At 64.7% G+C, this 20,599-nt stretch carries 24 protein-coding genes; 20 read left to right on the top strand and 4 right to left on the bottom strand.

The window, feature by feature from the left end:
• Positions 1 to 58: 58 nt before the first annotated feature.
• Together ACX80T_RS05460 and ACX80T_RS05455 are read right to left on the bottom strand one after the other, a co-directional pair.
• Positions 59 to 766 carry a hypothetical protein gene (locus tag ACX80T_RS05460; RefSeq protein WP_459303926.1) on the bottom strand — a complete coding sequence of 236 codons (708 nt, stop codon included), beginning with the start codon at positions 764 to 766 and terminating at the stop codon, positions 59 to 61.
• Positions 763 to 1,101, bottom strand: a complete 339-nt coding sequence (locus tag ACX80T_RS05455) for a PadR family transcriptional regulator (protein ID WP_116779037.1) — start codon at positions 1,099 to 1,101, stop codon at positions 763 to 765. Before ACX80T_RS05455 ends, ACX80T_RS05460 begins: the two co-directional genes overlap by 4 nt.
• 212 nt (positions 1,102 to 1,313) lie before the next feature.
• Between ACX80T_RS05455 and paaA the strand changes: the two genes are divergently transcribed.
• The 10 genes from paaA (at position 1,314) to ACX80T_RS05405 (ending at position 9,181) form a co-directional block, all read left to right on the top strand.
• Positions 1,314 to 2,327, top strand: a complete 1,014-nt coding sequence (paaA, locus tag ACX80T_RS05450) for a 1,2-phenylacetyl-CoA epoxidase subunit PaaA (protein WP_459303925.1) — start codon at positions 1,314 to 1,316, stop codon at positions 2,325 to 2,327.
• Positions 2,328 to 2,675, top strand: coding sequence for a 1,2-phenylacetyl-CoA epoxidase subunit PaaB (gene paaB, locus ACX80T_RS05445; RefSeq protein ID WP_243400636.1), 348 nt, complete (start codon positions 2,328 to 2,330; stop codon positions 2,673 to 2,675).
• Positions 2,672 to 3,496 (top strand): 1,2-phenylacetyl-CoA epoxidase subunit PaaC, encoded by an 825-nt coding sequence (gene paaC / locus ACX80T_RS05440; RefSeq protein WP_459303924.1) that lies wholly within the window; start codon positions 2,672 to 2,674, stop codon positions 3,494 to 3,496. The genes paaB and paaC overlap by 4 nt, the downstream gene beginning before the upstream one ends.
• Before the next feature lie 14 nt (positions 3,497 to 3,510).
• Positions 3,511 to 4,050: a 1,2-phenylacetyl-CoA epoxidase subunit PaaD gene (paaD, locus tag ACX80T_RS05435; protein WP_459303923.1), complete on the top strand. Its 540-nt coding sequence runs from the start codon at positions 3,511 to 3,513 to the stop codon at positions 4,048 to 4,050.
• On the top strand, positions 4,051 to 5,223 hold the full coding sequence (gene paaE / locus ACX80T_RS05430) for a 1,2-phenylacetyl-CoA epoxidase subunit PaaE (protein ID WP_019481844.1): 1,173 nt from the start codon (positions 4,051 to 4,053) through the stop codon (positions 5,221 to 5,223).
• A gap of 107 nt (positions 5,224 to 5,330) precedes the next feature.
• Positions 5,331 to 6,152, top strand: coding sequence for a DUF4397 domain-containing protein (locus ACX80T_RS05425; RefSeq protein WP_116779034.1), 822 nt, complete (start codon positions 5,331 to 5,333; stop codon positions 6,150 to 6,152).
• A 103-nt stretch (positions 6,153 to 6,255) separates the two neighbouring features.
• Positions 6,256 to 6,969 carry a class F sortase gene (locus tag ACX80T_RS05420; RefSeq protein ID WP_459303922.1) on the top strand — a complete coding sequence of 238 codons (714 nt, stop codon included), beginning with the start codon at positions 6,256 to 6,258 and terminating at the stop codon, positions 6,967 to 6,969.
• 81 nt (positions 6,970 to 7,050) lie between these two features.
• Positions 7,051 to 7,620, top strand: coding sequence for an RNA polymerase sigma factor (locus ACX80T_RS05415; protein ID WP_459303921.1), 570 nt, complete (start codon positions 7,051 to 7,053; stop codon positions 7,618 to 7,620).
• Complete coding sequence (locus ACX80T_RS05410) at positions 7,607 to 8,359, top strand: anti-sigma factor domain-containing protein (protein ID WP_459303920.1); 753 nt, start codon at positions 7,607 to 7,609, stop codon at positions 8,357 to 8,359. The genes ACX80T_RS05415 and ACX80T_RS05410 overlap by 14 nt, the downstream gene beginning before the upstream one ends.
• A gap of 42 nt (positions 8,360 to 8,401) precedes the next feature.
• Entirely contained in the window at positions 8,402 to 9,181 is a 780-nt protein-coding gene (locus ACX80T_RS05405; RefSeq protein WP_459303919.1) for an enoyl-CoA hydratase/isomerase family protein, read from the top strand.
• 272 nt (positions 9,182 to 9,453) lie between these two features.
• On the opposite strand, the gene ACX80T_RS05400 is transcribed toward ACX80T_RS05405, so the two are convergent.
• Entirely contained in the window at positions 9,454 to 9,897 is a 444-nt protein-coding gene (locus ACX80T_RS05400) for an Lrp/AsnC family transcriptional regulator (protein ID WP_019481838.1), read from the bottom strand.
• A gap of 285 nt (positions 9,898 to 10,182) precedes the next feature.
• On the opposite strand from ACX80T_RS05400, the gene pdhA reads away from it, so the two are divergent.
• From pdhA to ACX80T_RS05360, 8 genes are all read left to right on the top strand, one after another.
• Positions 10,183 to 11,268, top strand: coding sequence for a pyruvate dehydrogenase (acetyl-transferring) E1 component subunit alpha (gene pdhA / locus ACX80T_RS05395; protein WP_459304034.1), 1,086 nt, complete (start codon positions 10,183 to 10,185; stop codon positions 11,266 to 11,268).
• Entirely contained in the window at positions 11,265 to 12,338 is a 1,074-nt protein-coding gene (locus ACX80T_RS05390; protein WP_019481836.1) for an alpha-ketoacid dehydrogenase subunit beta, read from the top strand. The genes pdhA and ACX80T_RS05390 overlap by 4 nt, the downstream gene beginning before the upstream one ends.
• Complete coding sequence (locus ACX80T_RS05385; RefSeq protein WP_459303918.1) at positions 12,335 to 13,795, top strand: dihydrolipoamide acetyltransferase family protein; 1,461 nt, start codon at positions 12,335 to 12,337, stop codon at positions 13,793 to 13,795. Before ACX80T_RS05390 ends, ACX80T_RS05385 begins: the two co-directional genes overlap by 4 nt.
• Positions 13,796 to 13,811: 16 nt before the next feature.
• On the top strand, positions 13,812 to 14,642 hold the full coding sequence (locus ACX80T_RS05380) for an endonuclease/exonuclease/phosphatase family protein (RefSeq protein ID WP_459303917.1): 831 nt from the start codon (positions 13,812 to 13,814) through the stop codon (positions 14,640 to 14,642).
• A gap of 36 nt (positions 14,643 to 14,678) precedes the next feature.
• On the top strand, positions 14,679 to 15,557 hold the full coding sequence (locus ACX80T_RS05375; RefSeq protein WP_050994838.1) for an MBL fold metallo-hydrolase: 879 nt from the start codon (positions 14,679 to 14,681) through the stop codon (positions 15,555 to 15,557).
• A 131-nt stretch (positions 15,558 to 15,688) separates the two neighbouring features.
• Positions 15,689 to 16,150, top strand: coding sequence for a cupredoxin domain-containing protein (locus tag ACX80T_RS05370; protein WP_459303916.1), 462 nt, complete (start codon positions 15,689 to 15,691; stop codon positions 16,148 to 16,150).
• On the top strand, positions 16,147 to 16,578 hold the full coding sequence (locus ACX80T_RS05365) for a hypothetical protein (protein ID WP_459303915.1): 432 nt from the start codon (positions 16,147 to 16,149) through the stop codon (positions 16,576 to 16,578). The genes ACX80T_RS05370 and ACX80T_RS05365 overlap by 4 nt, the downstream gene beginning before the upstream one ends.
• Before the next feature lie 41 nt (positions 16,579 to 16,619).
• Positions 16,620 to 17,849 carry an MFS transporter gene (locus ACX80T_RS05360; protein WP_459303914.1) on the top strand — a complete coding sequence of 410 codons (1,230 nt, stop codon included), beginning with the start codon at positions 16,620 to 16,622 and terminating at the stop codon, positions 17,847 to 17,849.
• Here ACX80T_RS05360 and ACX80T_RS05355 read toward each other — a convergent pair.
• Entirely contained in the window at positions 17,846 to 18,757 is a 912-nt protein-coding gene (locus tag ACX80T_RS05355) for a phosphatase PAP2 family protein (protein WP_243400632.1), read from the bottom strand. The two genes, ACX80T_RS05360 and ACX80T_RS05355, sit on opposite strands and share 4 nt — an antisense overlap.
• 94 nt (positions 18,758 to 18,851) lie before the next feature.
• On the opposite strand from ACX80T_RS05355, the gene ACX80T_RS05350 reads away from it, so the two are divergent.
• Both ACX80T_RS05350 and ACX80T_RS05345 read left to right on the top strand, forming a co-directional pair.
• A complete protein-coding gene (locus ACX80T_RS05350) occupies positions 18,852 to 19,508 on the top strand; it encodes a hypothetical protein (protein WP_459303913.1) in 657 nt (218 codons plus the stop codon).
• A 69-nt stretch (positions 19,509 to 19,577) separates the two neighbouring features.
• Positions 19,578 to 20,570 carry an o-succinylbenzoate synthase gene (locus ACX80T_RS05345; protein WP_459303912.1) on the top strand — a complete coding sequence of 331 codons (993 nt, stop codon included), beginning with the start codon at positions 19,578 to 19,580 and terminating at the stop codon, positions 20,568 to 20,570.
• Positions 20,571 to 20,599 lie beyond the last annotated feature (29 nt).

Here is a 20,599-nt window from a genome sequence, read left to right as displayed (position 1 = left end):
TCCTGCCAGAGAGTCAGGCGTGCAGGTTTCAGCTGGTCCGGGCCCTGGAATAGCTGAGCTACGCGGCTAGGAAAGCCCCGACTGTGAATATCGCTGCTCCGATGGCCATCAGCCACGGAGCCAAAGCGATCATCACGCGCTCTACCGCACCGTCTTTGTCGTCGGTCGACGCCGCATTGGGTGGCGTGATGACACCCTCGCTGTTGTTGATCGCCGCTCGGGTCCAGAATCCGGCGCCCACTAGAAGGACTCCAGTGATTGTTGCTACTGCGCCCGCGTTGGCTTCCAGCTCGGGAAGGTCAAGCAGCAGAGGGAGGAGCGAGGCGAGGATGCCAAGACCAACGACAGCCATCCAGATCGCCAGAAGCCACCACCACTGCTTCACCAACCGAAAGATGTTCTTCACGATCAGCACCATGGATACCCCGAGGACGAGGAACAGTGCGAATTCGGTGCCGGTGAACCTCACCGGCTGTCCCTGTGCGACTGCGGCGATGGCAGGCAGGTAATGCATCAGACCGAAGATGCCGAGCAGAGCCGGCAGCAGCACCGGTGGAAGGCTCTCGTCCGGAGTGTCGGCGAACTCCAGAGCCTGGGCGTAGTCAACTGGGCTCCCAAACGCCTCCTCAGCTGATTCCCCGCTGTCGGCGAGGTGGGATTCGACTGATGCCTTGGCGTCGCCGATGTCCCGTCCGCCGACTCCGCGGTGCGAGAGTTCGAGGACAAAATCCGTCAGCCACTGCTGGTCTTTCTTGGTGTCGGTCACGGGGTGTCTCCGTTCAGGTGGGTCAGTGTCCGGGTGGTGAAGGCCTGCCACTCGGCGGTCTGCCGAGCCAGTTCGGAGCGGCCGGCGTCGGTGAGTGAGAAGTATTTACGACCCGGGCCGCCGTCGCCCGCGCGCCACTGAGTGGTGACCAGCTCGGCCGACTCGAATCGGGTGAGGAGCGGGTAGAGCGTGCCACCCTTGATCGAGCCGAGTCCCGCTTCCTCCAGCGCCGTGGCGATCGCGTACCCGTAGGTGGGTCCGGCCTCCAGGACCTTGAGGACGCTCATGCCTAAGGCTCCCCTCATCCACTCGCTGGGCCATTGTCTGTCGCTCATGACTACATAGTTGCACTAACTAGTCAGCCTGTCTACCTAGTCCTGCAGGCCCGAGCGCGGAGAGGCACAGTGGGTGGCGCCGCAGGTGGGGACGGCAGGCTGACGGCGGCTGTTGACTGTCCGGCCACCCTCCCGATATCCTGAACGAACGGTCGGTAATTAATTTGCGGCCGACCCCGCGTACTTTCGACGCTCACAGTGAGGTGACCACCATGGCAACAGCGCCAGCAGTTGACCAGATGCCGTCCGGGAACAGGTCCGAGGCAAGGACTGAAACCGAGGACGAGCGAGCTGGCCGGGAACAGTTTGAACGGCTCATTAGCGAGGACTCCCGCATCGAGCCCCGCGACTGGATGCCCGAGGCTTACCGGAAGACCCTCGCCCGGCAGATTTCCCAGCACGCTCACTCCGAGATCATCGGCATGCAGCCTGAAGCCAACTGGATCTCCCGCGCACCGTCGCTGAAGCGCAAGGCCATCCTCATGGCCAAGGTCCAGGATGAGGCAGGCCATGGCCTGTACCTCTACTCGGCGGCCGAAACCCTCGGCACGCCAAGGGACAAGATGACCGAGGACCTCATTGCCGGCAAGGCCCGCTACTCAAGCATCTTCAACTATCCGGCCGTCACCTGGGCCGACATGGGTGCCATCGGCTGGCTGGTCGACGGCGCCGCAATCGCCAACCAGGTGCCCCTCTGCCGCGCCTCCTACGGGCCCTACGGCCGTGCCATGGTGCGGATTTGCAAGGAGGAATCCTTCCACCAGCGCCAGGGCTTCGAGATCCTCCTGGAACTGGCCAACGGCACCCCCGCCCAGAAGGAAATGGCCCAGGACGCCGTCAACCGCTGGTACGCGCCGTCACTGATGATGTTCGGCCCACCCGACGACGATTCGCCGAACTCCAAGCAGTCGATGGCCTGGAACATCAAGCGGTTCTCCAACGACGAACTGCGCTCACGCTTTGTCGGCATGATGGTCGAGCAGGTGAAGGTGCTCGGCCTGACCCTCCCAGATGACGAGATCCGGTTCAACGAAGACACCCAGCAGTGGGAGCATGCCCCACTGGACTGGAACGAGTTCAAGGAAGTCCTCGCCGGTCGGGGGCCCTGCAATGCCCAGCGGATGGAACGCCGTCGGGAAGCCCACGAAGACGGCGCTTGGGTGCGCGAAGCAGCGGCAGCCTACGCCGACAAGCGGGCAGCAACAGCACAGCAGAAGGCGGCCTAGATGACCGGCGGTTCAACAACAGGCGACGACGGCTCGACAGCGCCGGCTCCATTGGCTCCCGAGAAACGCCAGCCCTGGCCCTTGTGGGAGGTGTTCGTGCGCTCATCACGCGGTCTGTCCCATGTGCACGCGGGTTCGCTGCACGCGCCCGACGCCGAGATGGCAGTCCGTAACGCCCGTGACCTGTACACCCGGCGTAACGAAGGTGTGAGCCTGTGGGTGGTGCCGGCGTCGTCAATCATTACCAGCGACCCTGATGCCAAGGGACAGTTCTTTGAATCCCCGCAGGGCAAGGATTACCGGCATGCCACGTACTACACAAAGAGCGATGGGGTGAAGCACCTGTGAGCGAATCGAACGCCAGCGCCACCCGCACCACGCCGGGCAACGCGCTGCGCCCGGAGGACATTGCCGCATCGGACCTGAAGCCGAGCGCCGACGTCGCGGAATATGCGCTGCGTCTCGGCGACGACTCGCTGATCCTCGCCCAGCGGCTGGGCTGGTGGATCTCGCGGGCACCGGAGCTGGAAGAGGACGTGGCCCTCGGCAACATTGCCCTGGACCTGATCGGTCATGCCCGTTCCTTCCTCAGCTACGCTGGCCACGGCCTGGACAAGACCGAGGACGATCTTGCCTACTTCAGGCGCGAACCGGAGTTCCGCTGCGCCCACCTGTTCGTGCAGCCGAACGGCGACTTCGCCCGCACCATCGCCCGCCAACTGGTGGTCTCGCACTACCAGTTCGAGCTGTACTCGCGGCTGATGCATTCGACCGATCCGACCCTCGCCGCCATCGCGGCGAAGGCCGTCAAAGAGGTGGATTACCACCGCGACCACAGCAGCCAGTGGGTTCTCCGCCTGGCCCTCGGCACCGACGAGTCGCGCCGCCGCATGATTGCCGGTCTCAAACTGACCTGGCCCTATGTGGAGGAACTGTTCGTCGACGACCAGCTCATCGACACGCTCGGCGACGCGGCAGTTCGCCCGAGCATGCTGCGCGCACCGGTTGATTCCCTTCTCGCCTCTCTGTTCGCTGAGGCCGAACTCGAGATTCCTGCGGTGCCTGCCGCGGTGGGCGGCGGACGCCACGGCAAACACAGCGAACATCTCGGCTACCTGCTCGCCGAAATGCAGGTACTCGCCCGCGAGCACCCCGGCGCCACCTGGTAACGGAGGCGACAACCGTGAGCATTGATACATCTGGAGTCAACACCAGTACCAACACCGCCCACCGGCCCGCCGGTGCCGAGGCCGGGAAGGTCTGGGATATCGCCGCCACTGTGGTGGACCCTGAGATCCCGGTCCTCACCATCGAGGATCTGGGGATCCTCCGCGAGGCGCAGATTGACGACGACGGCGCCATCACCGTAACCATTACTCCCACCTATTCGGGGTGCCCGGCTATGGATGCGATCCGCGACGACGTCACCAGCGCGCTCGCCGGCTACGGGTATCAGAACGTATCGGTCAAACTCACGCTCGCGCCGGCCTGGACCACCGACTGGATGACCAGCGCCGGCAAAGCGAAACTCGACGAGTACGGCATCGCCCCGCCCTCCGGGATGGCCGCGGCAGGCCCGGTCAGGGTGGGTCTCAGCGTGAAATGCCCCCAATGCTCCTCCCTGAATACCCGCGAACTCACCCGCTTCGGTTCCACCTCCTGCAAGGCGCTCTACGTCTGCCAGGACTGCAAGGAACCCTTCGACTACTTCAAGGTGCTCTAAATGGCCGTCAAGCTAGCCCCATCCACCCAGCGCCGTACGGCCTTCAACGAGCTAACCGTCGCCGAGGTCCGGCGCCTCACCGGAGACGCCATCGAGGTGACCTTCGCCGTCCCCGACCACCTGGCCGACAAGTACAACTACCTCCCGGGCCAGTACGTGGCGCTGCGCACCACGCTCGACGTCGACGGCGCCCCGGTGGAGGTGCGGCGCAGCTATTCCATCTGCGCCGAACCGGTGCCCGGCGAGATCCGGGTGGCCATCAAGAAGGATCTCGGTGGCGTGTTTTCCAGCTGGGCCAACGAGTCGCTGAAGGCCGGTGACCGGCTCGACGTGATGAGCCCCATGGGCCAGTTCATCTCGAAGCACGAGATGAACGAGCTCAACCGGCCCGAGGACCTGCAGGGAAATCTGGCTGTCGCCGGGGAAACAACTTTCGTCGCAGTGGCTGCCGGCTCAGGCATTACCCCGGTGATCGCCATCGCCCGAACAGTCCTCGCCGCGAACGCCTCCGTGCGTTTCGATTTGATTTACGCCAACAAGGCCGCCATGGACGTCATGTTCCTGGAGGAGCTCGCCGACCTGAAGGACCGCTATCCGGCCAGGTTCGCGCTGCACCATGTGCTGTCCCGCGAGCAGCGTATCTCCCCGCTGCTGAGCGGACGGATCGATGCGGACAAGCTGCAAAAACTGCTGGGCACCGTGATCCGGACCGACGACGTCGACGAATGGTTCCTCTGCGGCCCCTTTGAACTCGTCCAGCTGTGCCGCGACACCCTGGGGGAGCGCGGCGTCGCCCCCGAAAAGATCAGGTTTGAGCTTTTCTCGACCGGCGAACCCACCCGTCCCGAAGGCCAGATTGGCCGCCCCGTCCGTGCCGACGACGGCGGCGAGAACTTCACCATCTCGTTCAACCTCGACGGGTTGCAAGGCCAGGTCACCAGCCCCACCCACGCGCGGGAATCGATCCTCAACGCGGCGCTGCGGGTCCGGCCGGATGTGCCCTTTGCCTGCGCCGGCGGGGTCTGCGGTACCTGCCGTGCCAAGCTGGTCACCGGCACGGTTGAAATGGAAGAAAACTACGCGTTGGAGGCGGACGAAATAGAGAAGGGCTACGTCCTCACCTGCCAGTCCCGGCCGACCAGTGACGCAGTATCGGTCGACTACGACGCCTGAGTCTTTCCAGAAAATCTGCTCCTGCTGCATCCAAAGTGCCCCCGCCGACGGTAGTACCGGGTGTAAGCATCTGGTGGCCCACCCGGGCCCGAGTGAGGAGCAAGAAAATGCGAAAGAGTCTTTATGCAGTAGGTGCTGTCGCCGTGCTCGGCGCCGCCTCGGTTGCCGCCCCGGCGGTAGCCACCGAGACCGCCGATACGGCCTCATTGTCAGTTCTGCACGCTGTCCCCGATCTCACGGTCGACGTCTATGTCAACGGTGACCTGACCCTCGACGACTTTACCCCCGGTGAACTTGCCGGACCACTGAACCTACCGGCAGGTGACTACGAGTTGGCCGTGACAGCTGCCGATGCCGCAGACGCCAGCGCACCGGTCATTGGTCCAGTGGCGGTGACCCTCGCGGCGGGTGGAAACTACACGGCCACGGCCAACCTCGATGCCGAGGGCGCCCCGACCGCCAACTTCTACACGAATGACGTTTCAGCGGTCGAGGCCGGACAATCACGGCTGACCGTCCGCCATACCGCTGCCGCCCCAGCTGTCGACGTCCTCGCCGGCGACGCGGTGGTGGTTGAGAACCTCAGCAACCCGGACGAAGCGACCCTGACCACTGATCCAGGAACCATCTCCGCCTCGGTTGCTGCCACCGGAACCACTGATCCGGTCATCGGTCCAGCAGACCTGACCCTCGGCGAAGGCACCGCGACGATCGTCTATGCCTGGGGAAGCCTTGAGGACGGCAATCTCGCCCTCGCCACCCAGGTCATCGAGGGTTTGCATTCCGACCCCGCAGCTGTACCCGGTGCCCAGGCCGGTCCAGCTCAGGACAACACCGTAGCCATCATCGGAGCTGGGGCCCTCGGCCTGGTGCTCCTCTCGGGTGCAGCGGTCGCCGCACGGGTCCGGACCGCCCGCGCCGACAAATAAGCCAGTGTGGGCAGGGTGGGGCCCCTCTCGTTCCTTACCCTGCCCACCTGTCTGTCACCCTCTAAGCAGTCCGTCTGACCGGACCCGTTGAAAGCTCAAGCCGTTGCCCCGCAAATCCTTTCGTTCCGTAGCCGTCCTCCTGACCGCATCTTTTGGGCTGTTCGCTGGCGGGTGCGCCACGCCAGCTGCCCAGTCACCTACTCCTGACGCGCAGTCAGCCACCACCCCGGCCACCACCCCAGCCACCACCCCGGCCACCACCTCGGGATCGGCGACCGTGCAGGCACCGCCCGACGACGTCGACCTTCCGGCGAGCGAAGTCGTCACCTCGGGGGTTGCCATCCGCCCGGCCACCGGCGCTCTGGCGGAGGCGTCGCCGTCGCCCGTTTCACTGGATATCGCAGGCACCGATATCCAGGTCGGCGTCATCGACGTCGGGATTGAGGAGGACAACGAAATGGAAATACCGGAGAGCTTTTATGAGGCGGGCTGGTATCGCTACGGCCCGGCGCCGGGGTCAGCAGCGGGCAACGCCGTTCTCGCGGCCCACATCGACATTGGGACGGAAGTGATGCCCTTTACCCAGCTGAAGAACGTGCCGGTAGGCACCCTGATCACCGTCGGTCGCGAGAACGCGGAGCCGGTGCAATATGAAGTGACCGGCGTCAAACACGAGCCGAAGGCAACCCTGAACACCTCGGAAATTTTCCAGCGTGATGGGGAACATCAGCTGGTGATCATTACCTGCGGAGGAGACTGGCTAGTAGAAAAGGATGATTATGAGGATAATGTTGTGCTGACGGCCTCCCCGCTCTGAACGGGTCAGAATGCAGCGATCCAGCGGAGAGGATGCCCAGCGGGGGGCATAAGAGACGCGGCCGCGGCGTAAGGAGAGTAGTTGACACCTCCAGGCCATGAGTGGACACCACAGCGCGACGTCGAATTCTCAGCGGGCGACGAGCACGCCCTCGCCCTTGCCTACCGAAGTTTTGCGCCACTGATTTTCACGGTGGCGCTTCGTTCACTGGGAGACCGGTCAGTAGCCGCCGATGTCACCCAGGAAGTATTTGTCAGGGCCTGGCGCTTTCGTTCAGGGTATAGCCCCGACGCGGGGAGCCTCCCTGCGTGGCTGCTTGGTATTAGCCGGAACCTGGTGTCCGATGCCCAGGCTGCCCGGCAAAAAACTGACAGCCTGGTGCAGCGGGTCCACACCGTCGGCGGTCCGAGGGAGCAGGAAAGGGGCGCCGACGAGATAGAGAGTGTCGCCAACCGGGTGGTGCTCAATTCAGAACTCGAACTGTTAGGCGAACCGCAGCAATCAATCCTTCGGCTCGCCTTCTACGAAGACTTAACGCACCAACAAATTTCTTCCCGGCTCGATTTGCCCCTCGGCACTGTCAAGAGCCATATTCGCCGAAGCCTCACCCAACTACGCAGCCGATTGGAGACCTGGAATGCAACACCTTGACCCGGGAACCCTCAGCATGGCTGCCCTGGACGAACCACTGGATACAGACTCGCAGGTTCACCTTGATGGGTGCGACGCGTGTGCCAGTGAGGTGCGGGAGCTGAACGGCGTGGTGCTTGCCGCTCGCGGCGATATCACCGCGGCGCCGCTGGAGTCGCCGGATTCGCAGGTGTGGGCTGCTATTCATCAGGAACTGGGCCTGCAGCCTGCACTCAGTACTGACCCGCTGACGTCGCCCTCCCCGGTGCGGGACGCCACTCCGGTCTCCGAGTTGTCACAGCTACGGGCGGAAAAGCGGACCTTCACCCCGAAATTCCTAATCGCCGCCGTCGCCGCCGGAGTCTTGACCGGTGCTGGAGCTGTGTGGGCGGTTCAGCAGGTACGAGCGGAAGCCGCGCCGGATATTGTTGCGCAAAGCCAGCTGGACCCGCTGGCTGGCTTCACCGCCGGGGGCAGCGCCAGTGTGTTTACGTCGGACGACGGCGTGCGCACCCTGCAGATCACCGTGACCGAGGATCAGGCCGACGGATATCAGGAAGTTTGGCTGATCGCACCAGACCTGCAGCAAATGTATAGTCTCGGTGTGATCGGGGGAGGCACCAGTTCACTGGTGATCCCCGACAACGTGGACCTTGTGGCCTTCCCGATCGTCGACGTGTCTGATGAGCCCCTCGACGGTGACCCGCTGCACTCAGGAGTGAGCGTCCTGCGTGGCACGCTGGAAGCCGAAGTTGGGTAGGTCGCCGCTAGGCTGGAGGCACCAGACCGGAAGGCATTGCCCATGATTGATCTGACCATTGAGAACAACGTCGCGGAAATTGTGCTCAACGCTCCAGCCAAACTCAACTCGCTCGACGAAGACGCACTCGGTGGCTTGTCCAGGGCCTACGACGAAGCCAGCGCAGCCGCGGCCGACGGAACGGTGCGGGCACTGCTGCTGCGCGGCGAGGGCCGGGCGTTTTGCGCTGGACGCGATATTTCTAATGTCCATCCTGAGACCGACGACGCCGTCGCTTACCTGGAGGGGCTGGTGACACCCCTGCTCCAGAAGATGGCAGGCTTCCCCGCCCCGACGTTTGCGGCCGCCCATGGTGCCTGCCTCGGCGTCGGGCTCGGGCTGCTGGTCGCCACCGATGTGGTCTACGTCGCCGAAAACGCCAAACTCGGGTCACCGTTTGCCAATCTTGGAGCGACCCTCGACTCGGGCGGGCATTGGCTGTTCACCGAACGACTTGGCGCCCACCGCACCCTGGACCTGATTTATACGGCCGAGCTCATGAGTGGGGCTGACGCCGTCGCCGCCGGCCTGTTCAGCCGGGTCATGCCCGCCGAAGATCTGCTGCCGCGCACCCGCGAGACCGCCCAGCGGGTCGCCTCCGGTGCAACGGGGGCTTTCCGCGCCTCGAAGGAACTGGTAGCTGGCATCCGCGACCGGCGGCTGGGGCTCTGGGAGTCAATCAGTGCGGAAAACGTTGCACAGGGCGAGTTGTGCCGCAGCGACGACTACGCGGAAGGGTTCACTGCCTTTCAGGAGAAGCGTAAACCCGTGTTCAAAGGCTGACCGCCGCCCGCACGGAGAACGGTCCGGTCCCGTCGAGTGTGTTTGGATGCAAAAAGTTTATAACTTTTCGGGAAACATTTAGAAACAATGGCGAATTCAAAGTATTTTCCTGAGGCAATGACTTTTACTGGTGGTGTGGCCAAGGAGCGGTTTCGCAGCGTCTCATGGGGGAGGATGACATTCAGAACGGGATGTCACCACCAGTCAGAGACCGCCCCTTGGCCACACCACCCAGCGCCCCCGAGACACCCCGGGTTGCGCGCCTGCCCGGGTCAGCGAGTGTCAATGTCCTCGAACACCAGGAACGTCTGGGTGTCCATCACGCCTGGCATGGACTGCAGTTGATCGAAAATGACCCGGCGCAGCCCCACATTGTCTTCAGCCCGCACCAACAGAATGACGTCGAAGTCCCCGCCTACCAGAGCGATGTGGTGAATCTCAGGGACCAGCCGCAACTGTTCACGCAATTCACGCCAGGCATGCTGTTGGACCTTGAGGGTCACGTAGGCGGATGACCGCAGTCCTGCCTTGATCGGGTCAATCAGCGCAGTGAACTTGGTCAGCACTCCCGAATCCGTGAGTCGGGCAATACGGGAGTAGGCGTGTGCGCGGGAGATGTGCACCCTTTCCGCCACTACGGTGACCGACTGGCGGCCATCCCTGGTGAGCTCGGCAAGAATTCTCCGGTCCACCTCGTCCAACGGCTGATCCACCATTTTGTCTACACCTTTCCACGTAACGCAGCTCACATTTACAATCCGTCCACTAATTTAGGGACTAAATGAGCATCAGTCTGGAACTTTACCGTTTGGTGGATACGAATAGGAACCGAAGTCCATAATTGGATGACACAGCATCCAGTGCTCGGCGACATCCGGGTTCGCGGGATCAAGCTAACCGCCGCCCCAGTGGGCGGTATGACGGAGGCGGAGATGACCATCTCGAGCGGCAATAAACTCGCACACGGCACAGCAGACACCTCGGACCGACAGGACGCCGAAATGCTTCCCTCGGCGGTTCCTGTCCAATTGGTGGACCCGAACGGCGTCAAGGTCCCGAACGATTCCTACCCGTTTCCGGACAGCAGTCGTCTGCTGGGCGCGTACCAGAAACTGGTCATCGGCCGTCGCATCAACGATCAGGCCAATGCCCTGGTACGACAGGGCCGGATGGCTGTCTACCCTTCATCCCACGGCCAGGAGGCATGCCAGGTTGCGGCCGCCGTCGTCATCGATCGCCAGGACTGGCTGTTCCCCACCTACCGGGACACGGTCGCGGTGATCACCCGTGGTGTCGACCCGCTCGAAGTTCTCACGCTGCTGCGCGGTGACTGGCACTCCGGGTACGACCCGCTGGAGCACAAGGTCGCCACGCAGGCCACGCCCCTCGCGACCCAGCTACTCCATGCGGTCGGGGTCGCTCATGCGGCCAAATTGAAGGGCGAGGACACCGTGGTGCTTGCCCTGTGCGGCGACGGCGCCACCAGCGAAGGCGACTTCCACGAGGCCCTGAACTTCGCGGCGGTCTTCCACGTCCCGGTGGTCTTCCTCATCCAAAACAACGAGTACGCCATTTCGGTGCCCCTGAAGTCGCAAACCGTCGCGCCGTCGTTGGCGCATAAGGCGATCGGGTACGGGATGCCGGGCGAGCGAGTGGATGGCAACGACCTCGCCGCCCTGCTCTCAGTCCTCGGCGCGGCGGTTGACCGGGCTCGCGACGGCGGCGGCCCCTCCCTGGTCGAAGCCCACACCTACCGGATGCAGGCCCACACCAATGCCGATGACCCCTCCCGCTACCGTTCCCCGGACGATGTTCAGAAGTGGATCCCCAAGGATCCGCTGAGCCGGATGCGCACCTACCTGCGCGGGTTGAACCTGCTCGACGACGACGGCGAGACCCGCATTGCGGCGGACGCCGAGGCCATGGCGGCCACCCTCAGGGACGGACTCAATACGGATCCGGTGGTCGACCCTGACGATCTGTTCAACTATGTCTTCACGGAGAAGACGAGCCAGCTGCGCGAACAAGCCGAACTGTTGCGCGGGGAACTTAGCCGGGAAAATTCCGCCGAGGAAGTGACACCATGACCGACACCACAGAACGCCTGCGGGACGACGCCACCACTGTGCAGGCGGAACGATCCACCGCCCAGCCGGTCACCTTCGCCAGGGCCCTCAACGCTGCGCTCGCCGATGCCATGGCTGCCGACTCATCGGTGGTGATGTTTGGTGAGGACGTTGGGGCGCTGGGTGGGGTCTTCAGGATCACCGACGGGCTCACCGCCCGGTTCGGCACGGACCGGTGCTTTGACACCCCCCTGGCCGAGGCCGGAATCATGGGGATGGCCGTCGGCATGGCGATGAACGGGATGCGCCCGGTGGTCGAAATGCAATTCGACGCGTTCGCCTACCCTGCCTTTGAACAGGTAGTCAGCCACGTCGCAAAAATGCCGAACCGCACCAAAGGCAAGGTCAAGCTACCGATCGTGATCCGCATCCCCTACGCAGGCGGCATTGGCGGAGTTGAACACCACTGCGACTCGTCGGAGTCCTACTATGCCCACACACCTGGGTTGACGGTCCTGGCCCCGGCAACAGTCCGGGACGCCTACACCATGCTGCGTGAAGCCATCCGCTACCCGGACCCGGTCGTCTTCCTGGAACCGAAAAAACTGTACTGGTCCAAGGAAGTGCTGGATCTTGAGGAACTCCGGGAAAACTTCGAGTCCTCCTCCAGCGCACCGTCCATCGGCCGGGCAGTCGTTGCGCGGGCGGGCACCGACGCCACCCTGGTCGCCTACGGCCCCTCGGTACCCACGGCGATGGCCGCAGCGGCGGCCGCGGCGGAGGAGGGGCGTTCGCTGGAGGTTATCGACGTGCGCTCCATCGTCCCGTTCGACGACGAGACCGTGTGCGCCAGTGTCCGCAAGACCGGCCGGGCCGTGGTGATTGCTGAGGCGCCCGGGTTCGCCTCGGTCGCGGCAGAGATTGTTGCGCGCATCCAGGAACGCTGTTTCCACTCGCTGGCGGCCCCGGTCCGGCGTGTCACGGGGTTTGATGTCCCGTACCCATCGCCGAAGCTGGAACACTTCTTTCTACCAAGTGTTGACCGAATTCTGGACACCGTTGACGAACTGCAGTGGGAGGATCAGGCATGAGTGCTATGACCACCAGCGCACCCGCGCCGGGCACTGCCCTTCAGGTCTTCAACCTCCCCGATCTGGGCGAAGGACTTACCGAAGCGGAGCTGGTGAACTGGCTGGTTGCCGAGGGCGACGTCGTGGTGGTGGATCAGACCATCGCCGAGGTGGAAACCGCCAAATCCGTGGTTGAGGTGCCGTCACCCTTTGCCGGTGTGGTCGAGAAACTTCACGGTCGTGCCGGTGAAACCATCGACGTCGGCAAGCCACTCATCTCGGTGCGCCCTGCAGGCGCCGCCAGCGGGGCCGAGCCGACGGGCGAGGTGCCACCGACGGACGCCGAGGAAACCTACCGCGAAGAAGAACGAGCCGGAGTCACCCCGCCCGAACCCTCGGAGCCGGTTGAGGCTCCCGCTGCCGATGAAGGATCGGGCAACGTCCTGATCGGCTATGGCACGCCCGGCGGACTCACCTCCGGGCGCCGGCGGCGGCCAAAGCAGCAGACCGCTGCACCCTCGGGAACCGCGCCGACTGGTGCTGCGCCGCTCTTCATCTCACCGCTGGTCCGAAAACTGGCCCGTGATGCGGGCCTGGCCCCTGCCGATCTCACCGGTTCGGGCACTGGCGGGTTGGTGCTCCGAAAGGATGTGCAGCAGGCCATCAGCCGTGCCACCGGCTCCGCGACAATCACGGGTTCGCCCACCGACAACAGCAGCGAAAGCGTCGCCCCTGATCCGGTGGGTGCGGATACTGATCGCAAGTCGGGGCTGGAGATTGCCGCCCGCACTCCGCTGAAGGGGGTGCGGAAGACTGTGGCCGACACCATGGCCCGTAGCCGCCGGGAGATCCCCGAGGCAACGGTCTGGGTCGATGTGGACGCTACCGCCCTGATGGACCTCAGGACCTCACTCAAGGCAACAAATCCCGACCAGACCCCCGGGTTACTGGCTTTCGTGGCCCGGTTCGTGACAGCCGGGCTGGCAAAGTATCCGGACCTGAACACCCGAATCGTCACCGACGCTGAGGGTCGCCAGGAAATTCTCAGCTTCGACGGGGTGAATCTGGGGATCGCCGCTCAAACCGATCGGGGTCTGATGGTGCCCTGCGTTCGACGCGCAGACACGCTGAGCGCCCGCGGGCTGGATGCGGAGATCCGCCGACTTACCGGCGTCGTGCGGGACGGCAAGGCCACGCCCGCCGAGCTGACCTCGGGGACGTTCACCCTGAACAACTACGGCGTGTTTGGAGTCGACGGTAGCGCAGCCATCATCAATCACCCCGAAGCTGCGATTTTGGGTATTGGCCGAATCATTGACCGGCCGTGGGTGGTGGGCGGTGCCCTGGCTGTGCGGAAAATTACCGAACTCACTCTGACCTTCGATCACCGGGTGTGTGATGGCGGTGTTGCCGGCGGGTTCCTGCGGTATGTGGCGGACGCGATCGAGAATCCGGGCACCGTGCTTGCAGACCTTTGAAGCGAGGGGCCCAGCGGTGACCGTACCGCTCATCGGCCCGGTAGCAGCCCCTGAGCAGCACGTGATGACCTTCAACATCCGACGGTCAATGCCGCACCTTTTGCCTACCAACCGGGATTCCTGGGCGGTTCGCGCGCCGTTGGTGACCCGGCTCCTACGCGATGAGCAGCCCAGCCTGTTGGGCGTCCAGGAGGCACTCCCAACCCAGCTGGACGCGGTGCGGGCCGGGCTCGGACCCGACTACGCCGGCATCGGTCGGGGGCGCAACGACGATGGCAATGGTGAGCAGTGCCCGCTCTTTTACGACCGGCGCTGGCTGACGCTGCTCGACTGGGAGCAGTTTGCGCTTTCAAGCAAACCAACCGTTGCCGGTTCGACGTCGTGGGGAAACCGGATCCCCCGGATCGCGGTCCGTGCCAGGTTCAAGGATCTGGGCACGGGGAAGGACTTCGTGGTGATCAACACCCACCTGGACCATCTGTCCCGCCGCTCCCGCCTCTATTCGGCGGACACACTGCGACACCTGGTGCGGGACTCTCAACTCCCGGGCATCGTCATGGGGGACTTCAACATTGATGCGCCGTCCGGGCCCTACACGATCCTGACCGGGTCGGGGGTGCTGCATGACACCTGGACCGCCGCGCACCGTCAACTCACCGAACAATGGGGCACCTTCCCCCATTATCGTAAGCCGCAGCGCGGCGCCAAGCGGATCGACTGGATCCTTTCCACCCCAGACTTCACCGTCCTGCGGGCAGGAATCAACGTCACCCGGTACGGTGGTGCGTGGCCGTCCGATCACGCCCCAGTGCAGGCTGTCCTGCTGCTGGGTGCCGGCGGCGCGTAGAACGGCCAGCACATCCATCGTTGTTGAGAGGAATCCATGTCTGAGACGCCAACAGTAGACACTGTGTCGAAGGAGACCGAGTCCCGTTGGCGGGAAGTGGGACCGCAGACCTGGATACTGCGTGACGCCGGATACCGGATCAACCCGGGTCTCGTCGTCGGCACCGAGCGGGCCCTCGTGATCGACACCGGTGCCGGCCCAGCGCAGGCCGCCGTCATCCTGGCCGCCGTCCGAGAACTCACGGACCTGCCGGTGACAGCTGTGAACACCCACTCCCACTTCGACCATGCGTTCGGCAATGCGTATTTCGCCGCACAGGGGGTCGAGGAAATCTGGGCCACCGCACGCTGCGCGGAAGACCTGGCGCAGACAGGAGAGCAGCAGCGTCAGTTCGTCGCAGAGCTCGAGCCAGCCATGGCCGACGACGCCGGTCCCCACACAGCCATCCACCCCGCCAACAAGGTGGTGGACGGTGGCCCCGTCGACCTGGACCTGGGCGGCATCAGCGTGACCCTGTTCCATCTGGGGGCGGGCCACACGGATAACGATCTCCTGATCGGCGCAGGCAACGTACTCTTCACCGGGGATCTGGTCGAAGAAGGCGGCGACCCGGGGTTTGAAGATTCGTATCCTGCGGACTGGATCCGCACCCTGGGTAAGATCGCCGCGCTGGAGGACCTTTATGACGTTTTCATTCCGGGGCACGGCAACCCGGTAGGCGTCGAATTTGTCACGGCGCAGCTATATAAGATGCGCACCGCGGTGCGGGTCACCAAGGTGGCGATGGATGAAGCATCAGTGGACATGACCAAGGCCATCCCCATCCTGCCCTACGGTCCCGAACAATCCCGGGCGCTGCTCATCCGGTTACGGACCCTCGCGCACTGGAAGTGGCATCAGGCCTCCAAGTCCTGATCCCAGGGCTCCCGCCGGGCAATCCGCGCCCTCACCCGTGACGAACCTCATAGTGAAGAGGATCATGGTACTAACGGTGCCCGGGGCTTTGGAAAACAGCTCTGATCGGGATCCTGCTGGAAAGGCAAATCATGGATATTCGAAAGAGCGTTATGGGAGTACTTCTGGCCGGGGCGCTGGTGGGAGTGGCCGGTTGTGGCGCGTCGGAGGAATCTGGCAGTGCGGCCCCGGAGCCGGAAACTACCACCAGCAGCCCGGCGGCCTCCAGCCCAGCGGCCTCCAGCCCAGCCGCCGCGCCAGCCGAGACCACCGAATCAGCTGAAACCCCGGCCGAGGCGGCCGAAGAGGTGGTCATCACCATCACAGACTTTGAATTCGAAGTTTCCGGACCGGTGGCACCGGGCGCCGAAGTAACCGTCATTAACAATGATTCTGTCGGCCACACTGTCACTTCGGATGAGGAGGGCCTGTTCGATTCAGTCTTCGGCCCCAACGAGACTGTCACCTTCACGGCACCCGAGGACGCGGGGGAGTACTCCTTCTTCTGCACGCCGCACCCAGCCATGATCAGCACACTGGTCGTCGAGGAATGAGCAATCGGGCACTCGCACACAACCGCCCGGTGTTGGTCGGTCTCCGCGTGGTGATCGCCATCGGACTGGCGATCGATGCGTTCGTCCATGTGCAACTCGCCGCCAACTATCAGATCGCGTATCCAGGGGGGATGGGCGGTGGCACCCTGTTCTGGCTGCAGGCGGCCGCGGCGGTGCTCGCTGCCTTCTACGTCCTGCTCAGGGGCAGCCGGTTGTCCTACCTCGTTGCCGCGGTGGTGGCTCTATCAGCATTCGCGGCTGTGGTGGTGTCGTCCTACGTCCAGCTGCCCGCGATCGGGCCCATCCCCGCCATGTACGAGCCGATCTGGTTCTTCGAAAAGGCCCTCAGCGCGGTCGCTGAGGGGGCGGCCGGAGTTCTCGCCGTCGTCGGGATGATACTCGTGGGGCGGCGTACCCCTGAGGCCTGATCGATAAGAGGGCGAACAGCGCCGGTGGCTACAGTAGAAGCGTGCCGGGCGAATCGTTCAACCTCAAGTCGATCGCTGTCGGCGCTTACGGCCCGTCGCTGCTCTATGGGATGGCGACGGGGGCGATCCTTCCAGTAATAGCGCTCTCGGCGCGCAGCCTCGGGGCTGACATTGCGACGGCGGCACTGATCATCACCCTCACCGGGATCGGCTCCCTGGTCACCAACGTGCCCGCAACGCTCCTGACCACCCGGTTCGGTGAACGGTGGGCCCTGGTCGGGGCGTCACTCTGGTGCTCGACGGCGATGGTACTGGCCTTGCTGGCCCCCAACCTCGCCGTGTTCGCCGCAGCCATCTTCATGATCGGGATGGCCGGTGCCGTTTTCGGTCTGGCCCGCCAGAGTTACCTCACCGAAGCCGTTCCCATCCACTTCAGGGCGAGGGCGCTGTCCACGCTCGGCGGTGTCACCAGGATCGGCGTTTTCCTCGGCCCTTTCGCGGCGGCTCTGGCCATGAGCTTCGCTGGATTGGCTGGTGCGTACTGGGTGGGGGCGGGGGCCGCTCTCGCTGCCGCCGCTCTGAGCAGCAGGGTGCCGGAGCCGGTCGCCCCCGGGCGGTTGGCCATGAACGGAGCCACTGCCCTCGAGCGGGTAGCGGACCCGCCGTCGTCGGCCCCGACAGTCCGGTCCATTCTGCGATCCCACCGCCGGGTTTTTGCGACGGTGGGCATTGGTGTCCTGCTGATCGCCGCCATCCGGGCCACCCGACAGGCGGTGTTGCCGCTCTGGGCGCAGGATATCGGTCTGGACGCCACCACCACTGCCCTGATCTATGGCCTGTCCGGCGCCATCGACATGCTGATCTTCTACCCGGCCGGGAAGATGATGGACGTCAAGGGGCGGCGGTGGGTTGCCGTACCCTGCATGCTCATTATGGGCGTAGCGCTGATCCTGTTGCCCTTCACCGGCGATGCAGTGGGGCTGCTGCTGGTGGCGCTCCTGATCGGATTCGGCAACGGTATCGGCTCGGGCATCGTGATGACCCTGGGGGCTGACTTCTCACCGAATCCCGGCCGGCCCCAGTTCCTTGGAATCTGGCGGCTACTCAGCGATGTCGGGACCATGACCGGCCCGGGGGTTCTTGCGGCGGTCACCGCCGTCGCGACCCTCTCCGCAGGCATCTGGGCGACTGGCGGGCTGGGCCTCCTTGCCGCGGCAGTCTTGTGGTTCTGGGTGCCCCCGCACCGGCCGACGTCGCTCGCCCGGAGCTAGCCCACGCGGCGCCGTGCCTGATGGCTGAACAGACAGCTGGCAGCAGCGCTGAGGGTGAACCCCACCCCAACAATCATTGACAGCCCGGACCAGAAGAACAGGGGAATGCGTGCTGTCCCGGGGACGGGTGCTGGTCCGATGAGCTGGACGTACAGGTACAGGATGACACCGAGGGCGAGCCCTGCCACTCCCGCAGCCCAGCAGAAGGTGAGCCACAACCGTGAGGCCGCCCAATGCTCGCCGTAGCCGGACCACACATTCCAGGCGTTGCCGAACCGCATGATCAGCAGACCGCCCAGCAGGGTCCACGCACCCACCACCAGGAAAGCCGCGATGACGTCTGCGGGACGATGCCACAGGTTGAGGAAGGTGGCGGCCCCGGCCGCCACCGAATAGGTGCCACCGGCTGCGGCAGCCAACGGTCTCCACCTCGGAGTGACCACCAGGAAAATCGCTGCAGCAGCTGACGCGGCGAGAGTGGTGTGGCCGGACGGCAGCGAGTTGAAGTCGAGCGTCGGCACGCCCCGGTCAGGGCGATCGAACAACAGGTTCTTCAGGACCTGGGTGGTGAGGTTGGCCCCGGCAATGGTTCCCAGGGCGATCACCGCTGCCGACCACCGCTGCCTGCGTAGCGTCACGAACAGGATGACCGCCGCAGCGAACAGCACCGACAGCGCCGGCAGGCTGTCCAGAAACTGGAGGAAGGGTTGCTGCGAGTCGGGGGCCGCGAAACCAGCCTCACGCCAGGCCGATTCGTCCGCGAACTGGCCGGTGCTGGTCCGCACGAACGCCCAATAGGTCCAGCCCAGCGCCACGGCACACACCAGCGAACCCATCAGGAACAGTGATGGGTTCCGGGCGGCGGGAAGTTTCCTCCCCGTCGGGTTCGCGGATTTCTGTGGGCTCACCCTGCAAGACTTCCATACCGGCGCTGCACTTCTGCAATCCAATCGTGATCTTCCGGCAGGCCGTGATGCCGGCCCGGCTACGCACAATGAGAACATGGGTTCGCATACTGGGCTTCTGGCGGCATCGCTCGCCGCGATCGCGGTGGCAATGTCTGCGTGCGGTGCGGTCGGGGTTCCGGCGTCGGCGCCTACCGGTTCGAGCACCGCCGATCCAGTGGTGCCTGATCCATCCCCGTCCAGCGGCATCGCGGCGACAGGGGAGGTGCTGGCCCAAACGACCGTCTGGCAGCAGGGCGATGGTCTTCCCCAGCTTTGCCTTGGCGCGGTTGGGGAGTCCTATCCGCCCCACTGTGGTGGCCCCGTGGACCTGCTCAACTGGGACTGGGACGCCGTTGAGCAGTCCGAAACCGCCTCCGGGGTGACGTGGGGCACTTACGCCGTCCAGGGAACCTGGGACGGCAAAGCCTTCACCCGGACCCAGGAACCCATCCCGCTCTCGCTGTACGACCCGATAGCCGACTTCGATCCGCGGCTGGACCCAGCGAACCCCGGATCCAATGACGAGGCCACCCTTGAAGGGATCGAGCTCGACATCCGGGCGTCGGGCGACCCGGTGATCTACTCGTCGATAACGAACGGTTATCTGGTTGTCGCAGTCGACTATGACGACGGTACCCGCCAGGAACGCTACGATCGCGAGTTCGGGCCGGACACGGTGATCGTCCAGTCGGTACTCCGGCCGGTGCCCTGAGCGACGACGTCCTGGGGATGGTGAAGAGCACCGTCGCGCTGCCTGAACCCGGTCGCGTAGCCTGAACCCGTGAGTACACTTCCCTCAATCGCCGAGCTTCTCGCTGTCGCCCGTGTGGTCTCGATTCCCATGCGGGTGACCTTCCGCGGGGTCCAGCATCGTGAGGCGCTGCTGGTGCAAGGGCCGGCCGGCTGGGGCGAGTTCTGCCCGTTCCCTGAATACGACGACGCCGAGGCCGCGCCGTGGCTACGGGGGGCCATCGAGGCCAGCTGGGAGGGCTTCCCCGCTGCTGTTCGCGGGAAGGTCGCAGTCAACGCGACGGTCCCGGCGGTCCCAGCCAGTGAGGTCGAATCGGTGCTTGCCCGGTTCGGTCCGGTCACCGCGGTCAAAGTGAAGGTCGCGGAACGGGGCCAGACCCTTGCCGACGACCTGGCCCGTGTCGCCGAGGTACGGCGGCTGCTACCGGCTGCAGGGCTGCGCGTTGACGCCAACGGCGGCTGGACTGTTGCTGAGGCGGTGATCGCCCTCACGGTGCTGGCCGAGCACGGCCTTGAGTATGCGGAGCAACCGGTGATGACCATTGACGGGCTCCGCGCCGTCCGGCTCGAGTTAGGCCGTCGGGAGATCCCCGTCCTCATCGCAGCCGACGAGTCCGTCCGGAAAGAATCCGACCCGTTGCGCGTGGCGCGCGAGGATGCTGCCGACCTGCTGGTCATCAAGGCTGCGCCGCTTGGCGGGGTCCGGCGGGCCCTGGACATCGTTGCGCAGGCCGGGCTTCCCGCCGTCGTCAGCTCCGCCCTGGATACCTCGGTGGGAATCAGCGCCGGGGTGGCGCTCGCGGCCGCGCTGCCGGAGCTGCCGTACGCCTGCGGACTGGGCACCGTCTCTCTCATGCGCGGCGACGTCACCGAGCGGTCGCTGGTGCCCGACGGCGGCTGGCTGGCGGTGGGCAAGGTCCAGGTCTCCGAGGACCTGCTGGAGCGCTATGCGGCAGATCCTGAACGGACCGCCTGGTGGCTCGACAGGCTCGAACGCACCCGGGCCCTCCTAGGCTCCGCCTAGATCTCCCACCCCCTCCGCCTCTTGGATCC

Source organism: Arthrobacter sp. Sr33 (assembly GCF_054511195.1).
Note: the sequence above shows the minus strand (reverse complement) of the source record. Positions and strands in the feature narration are given on the sequence as shown.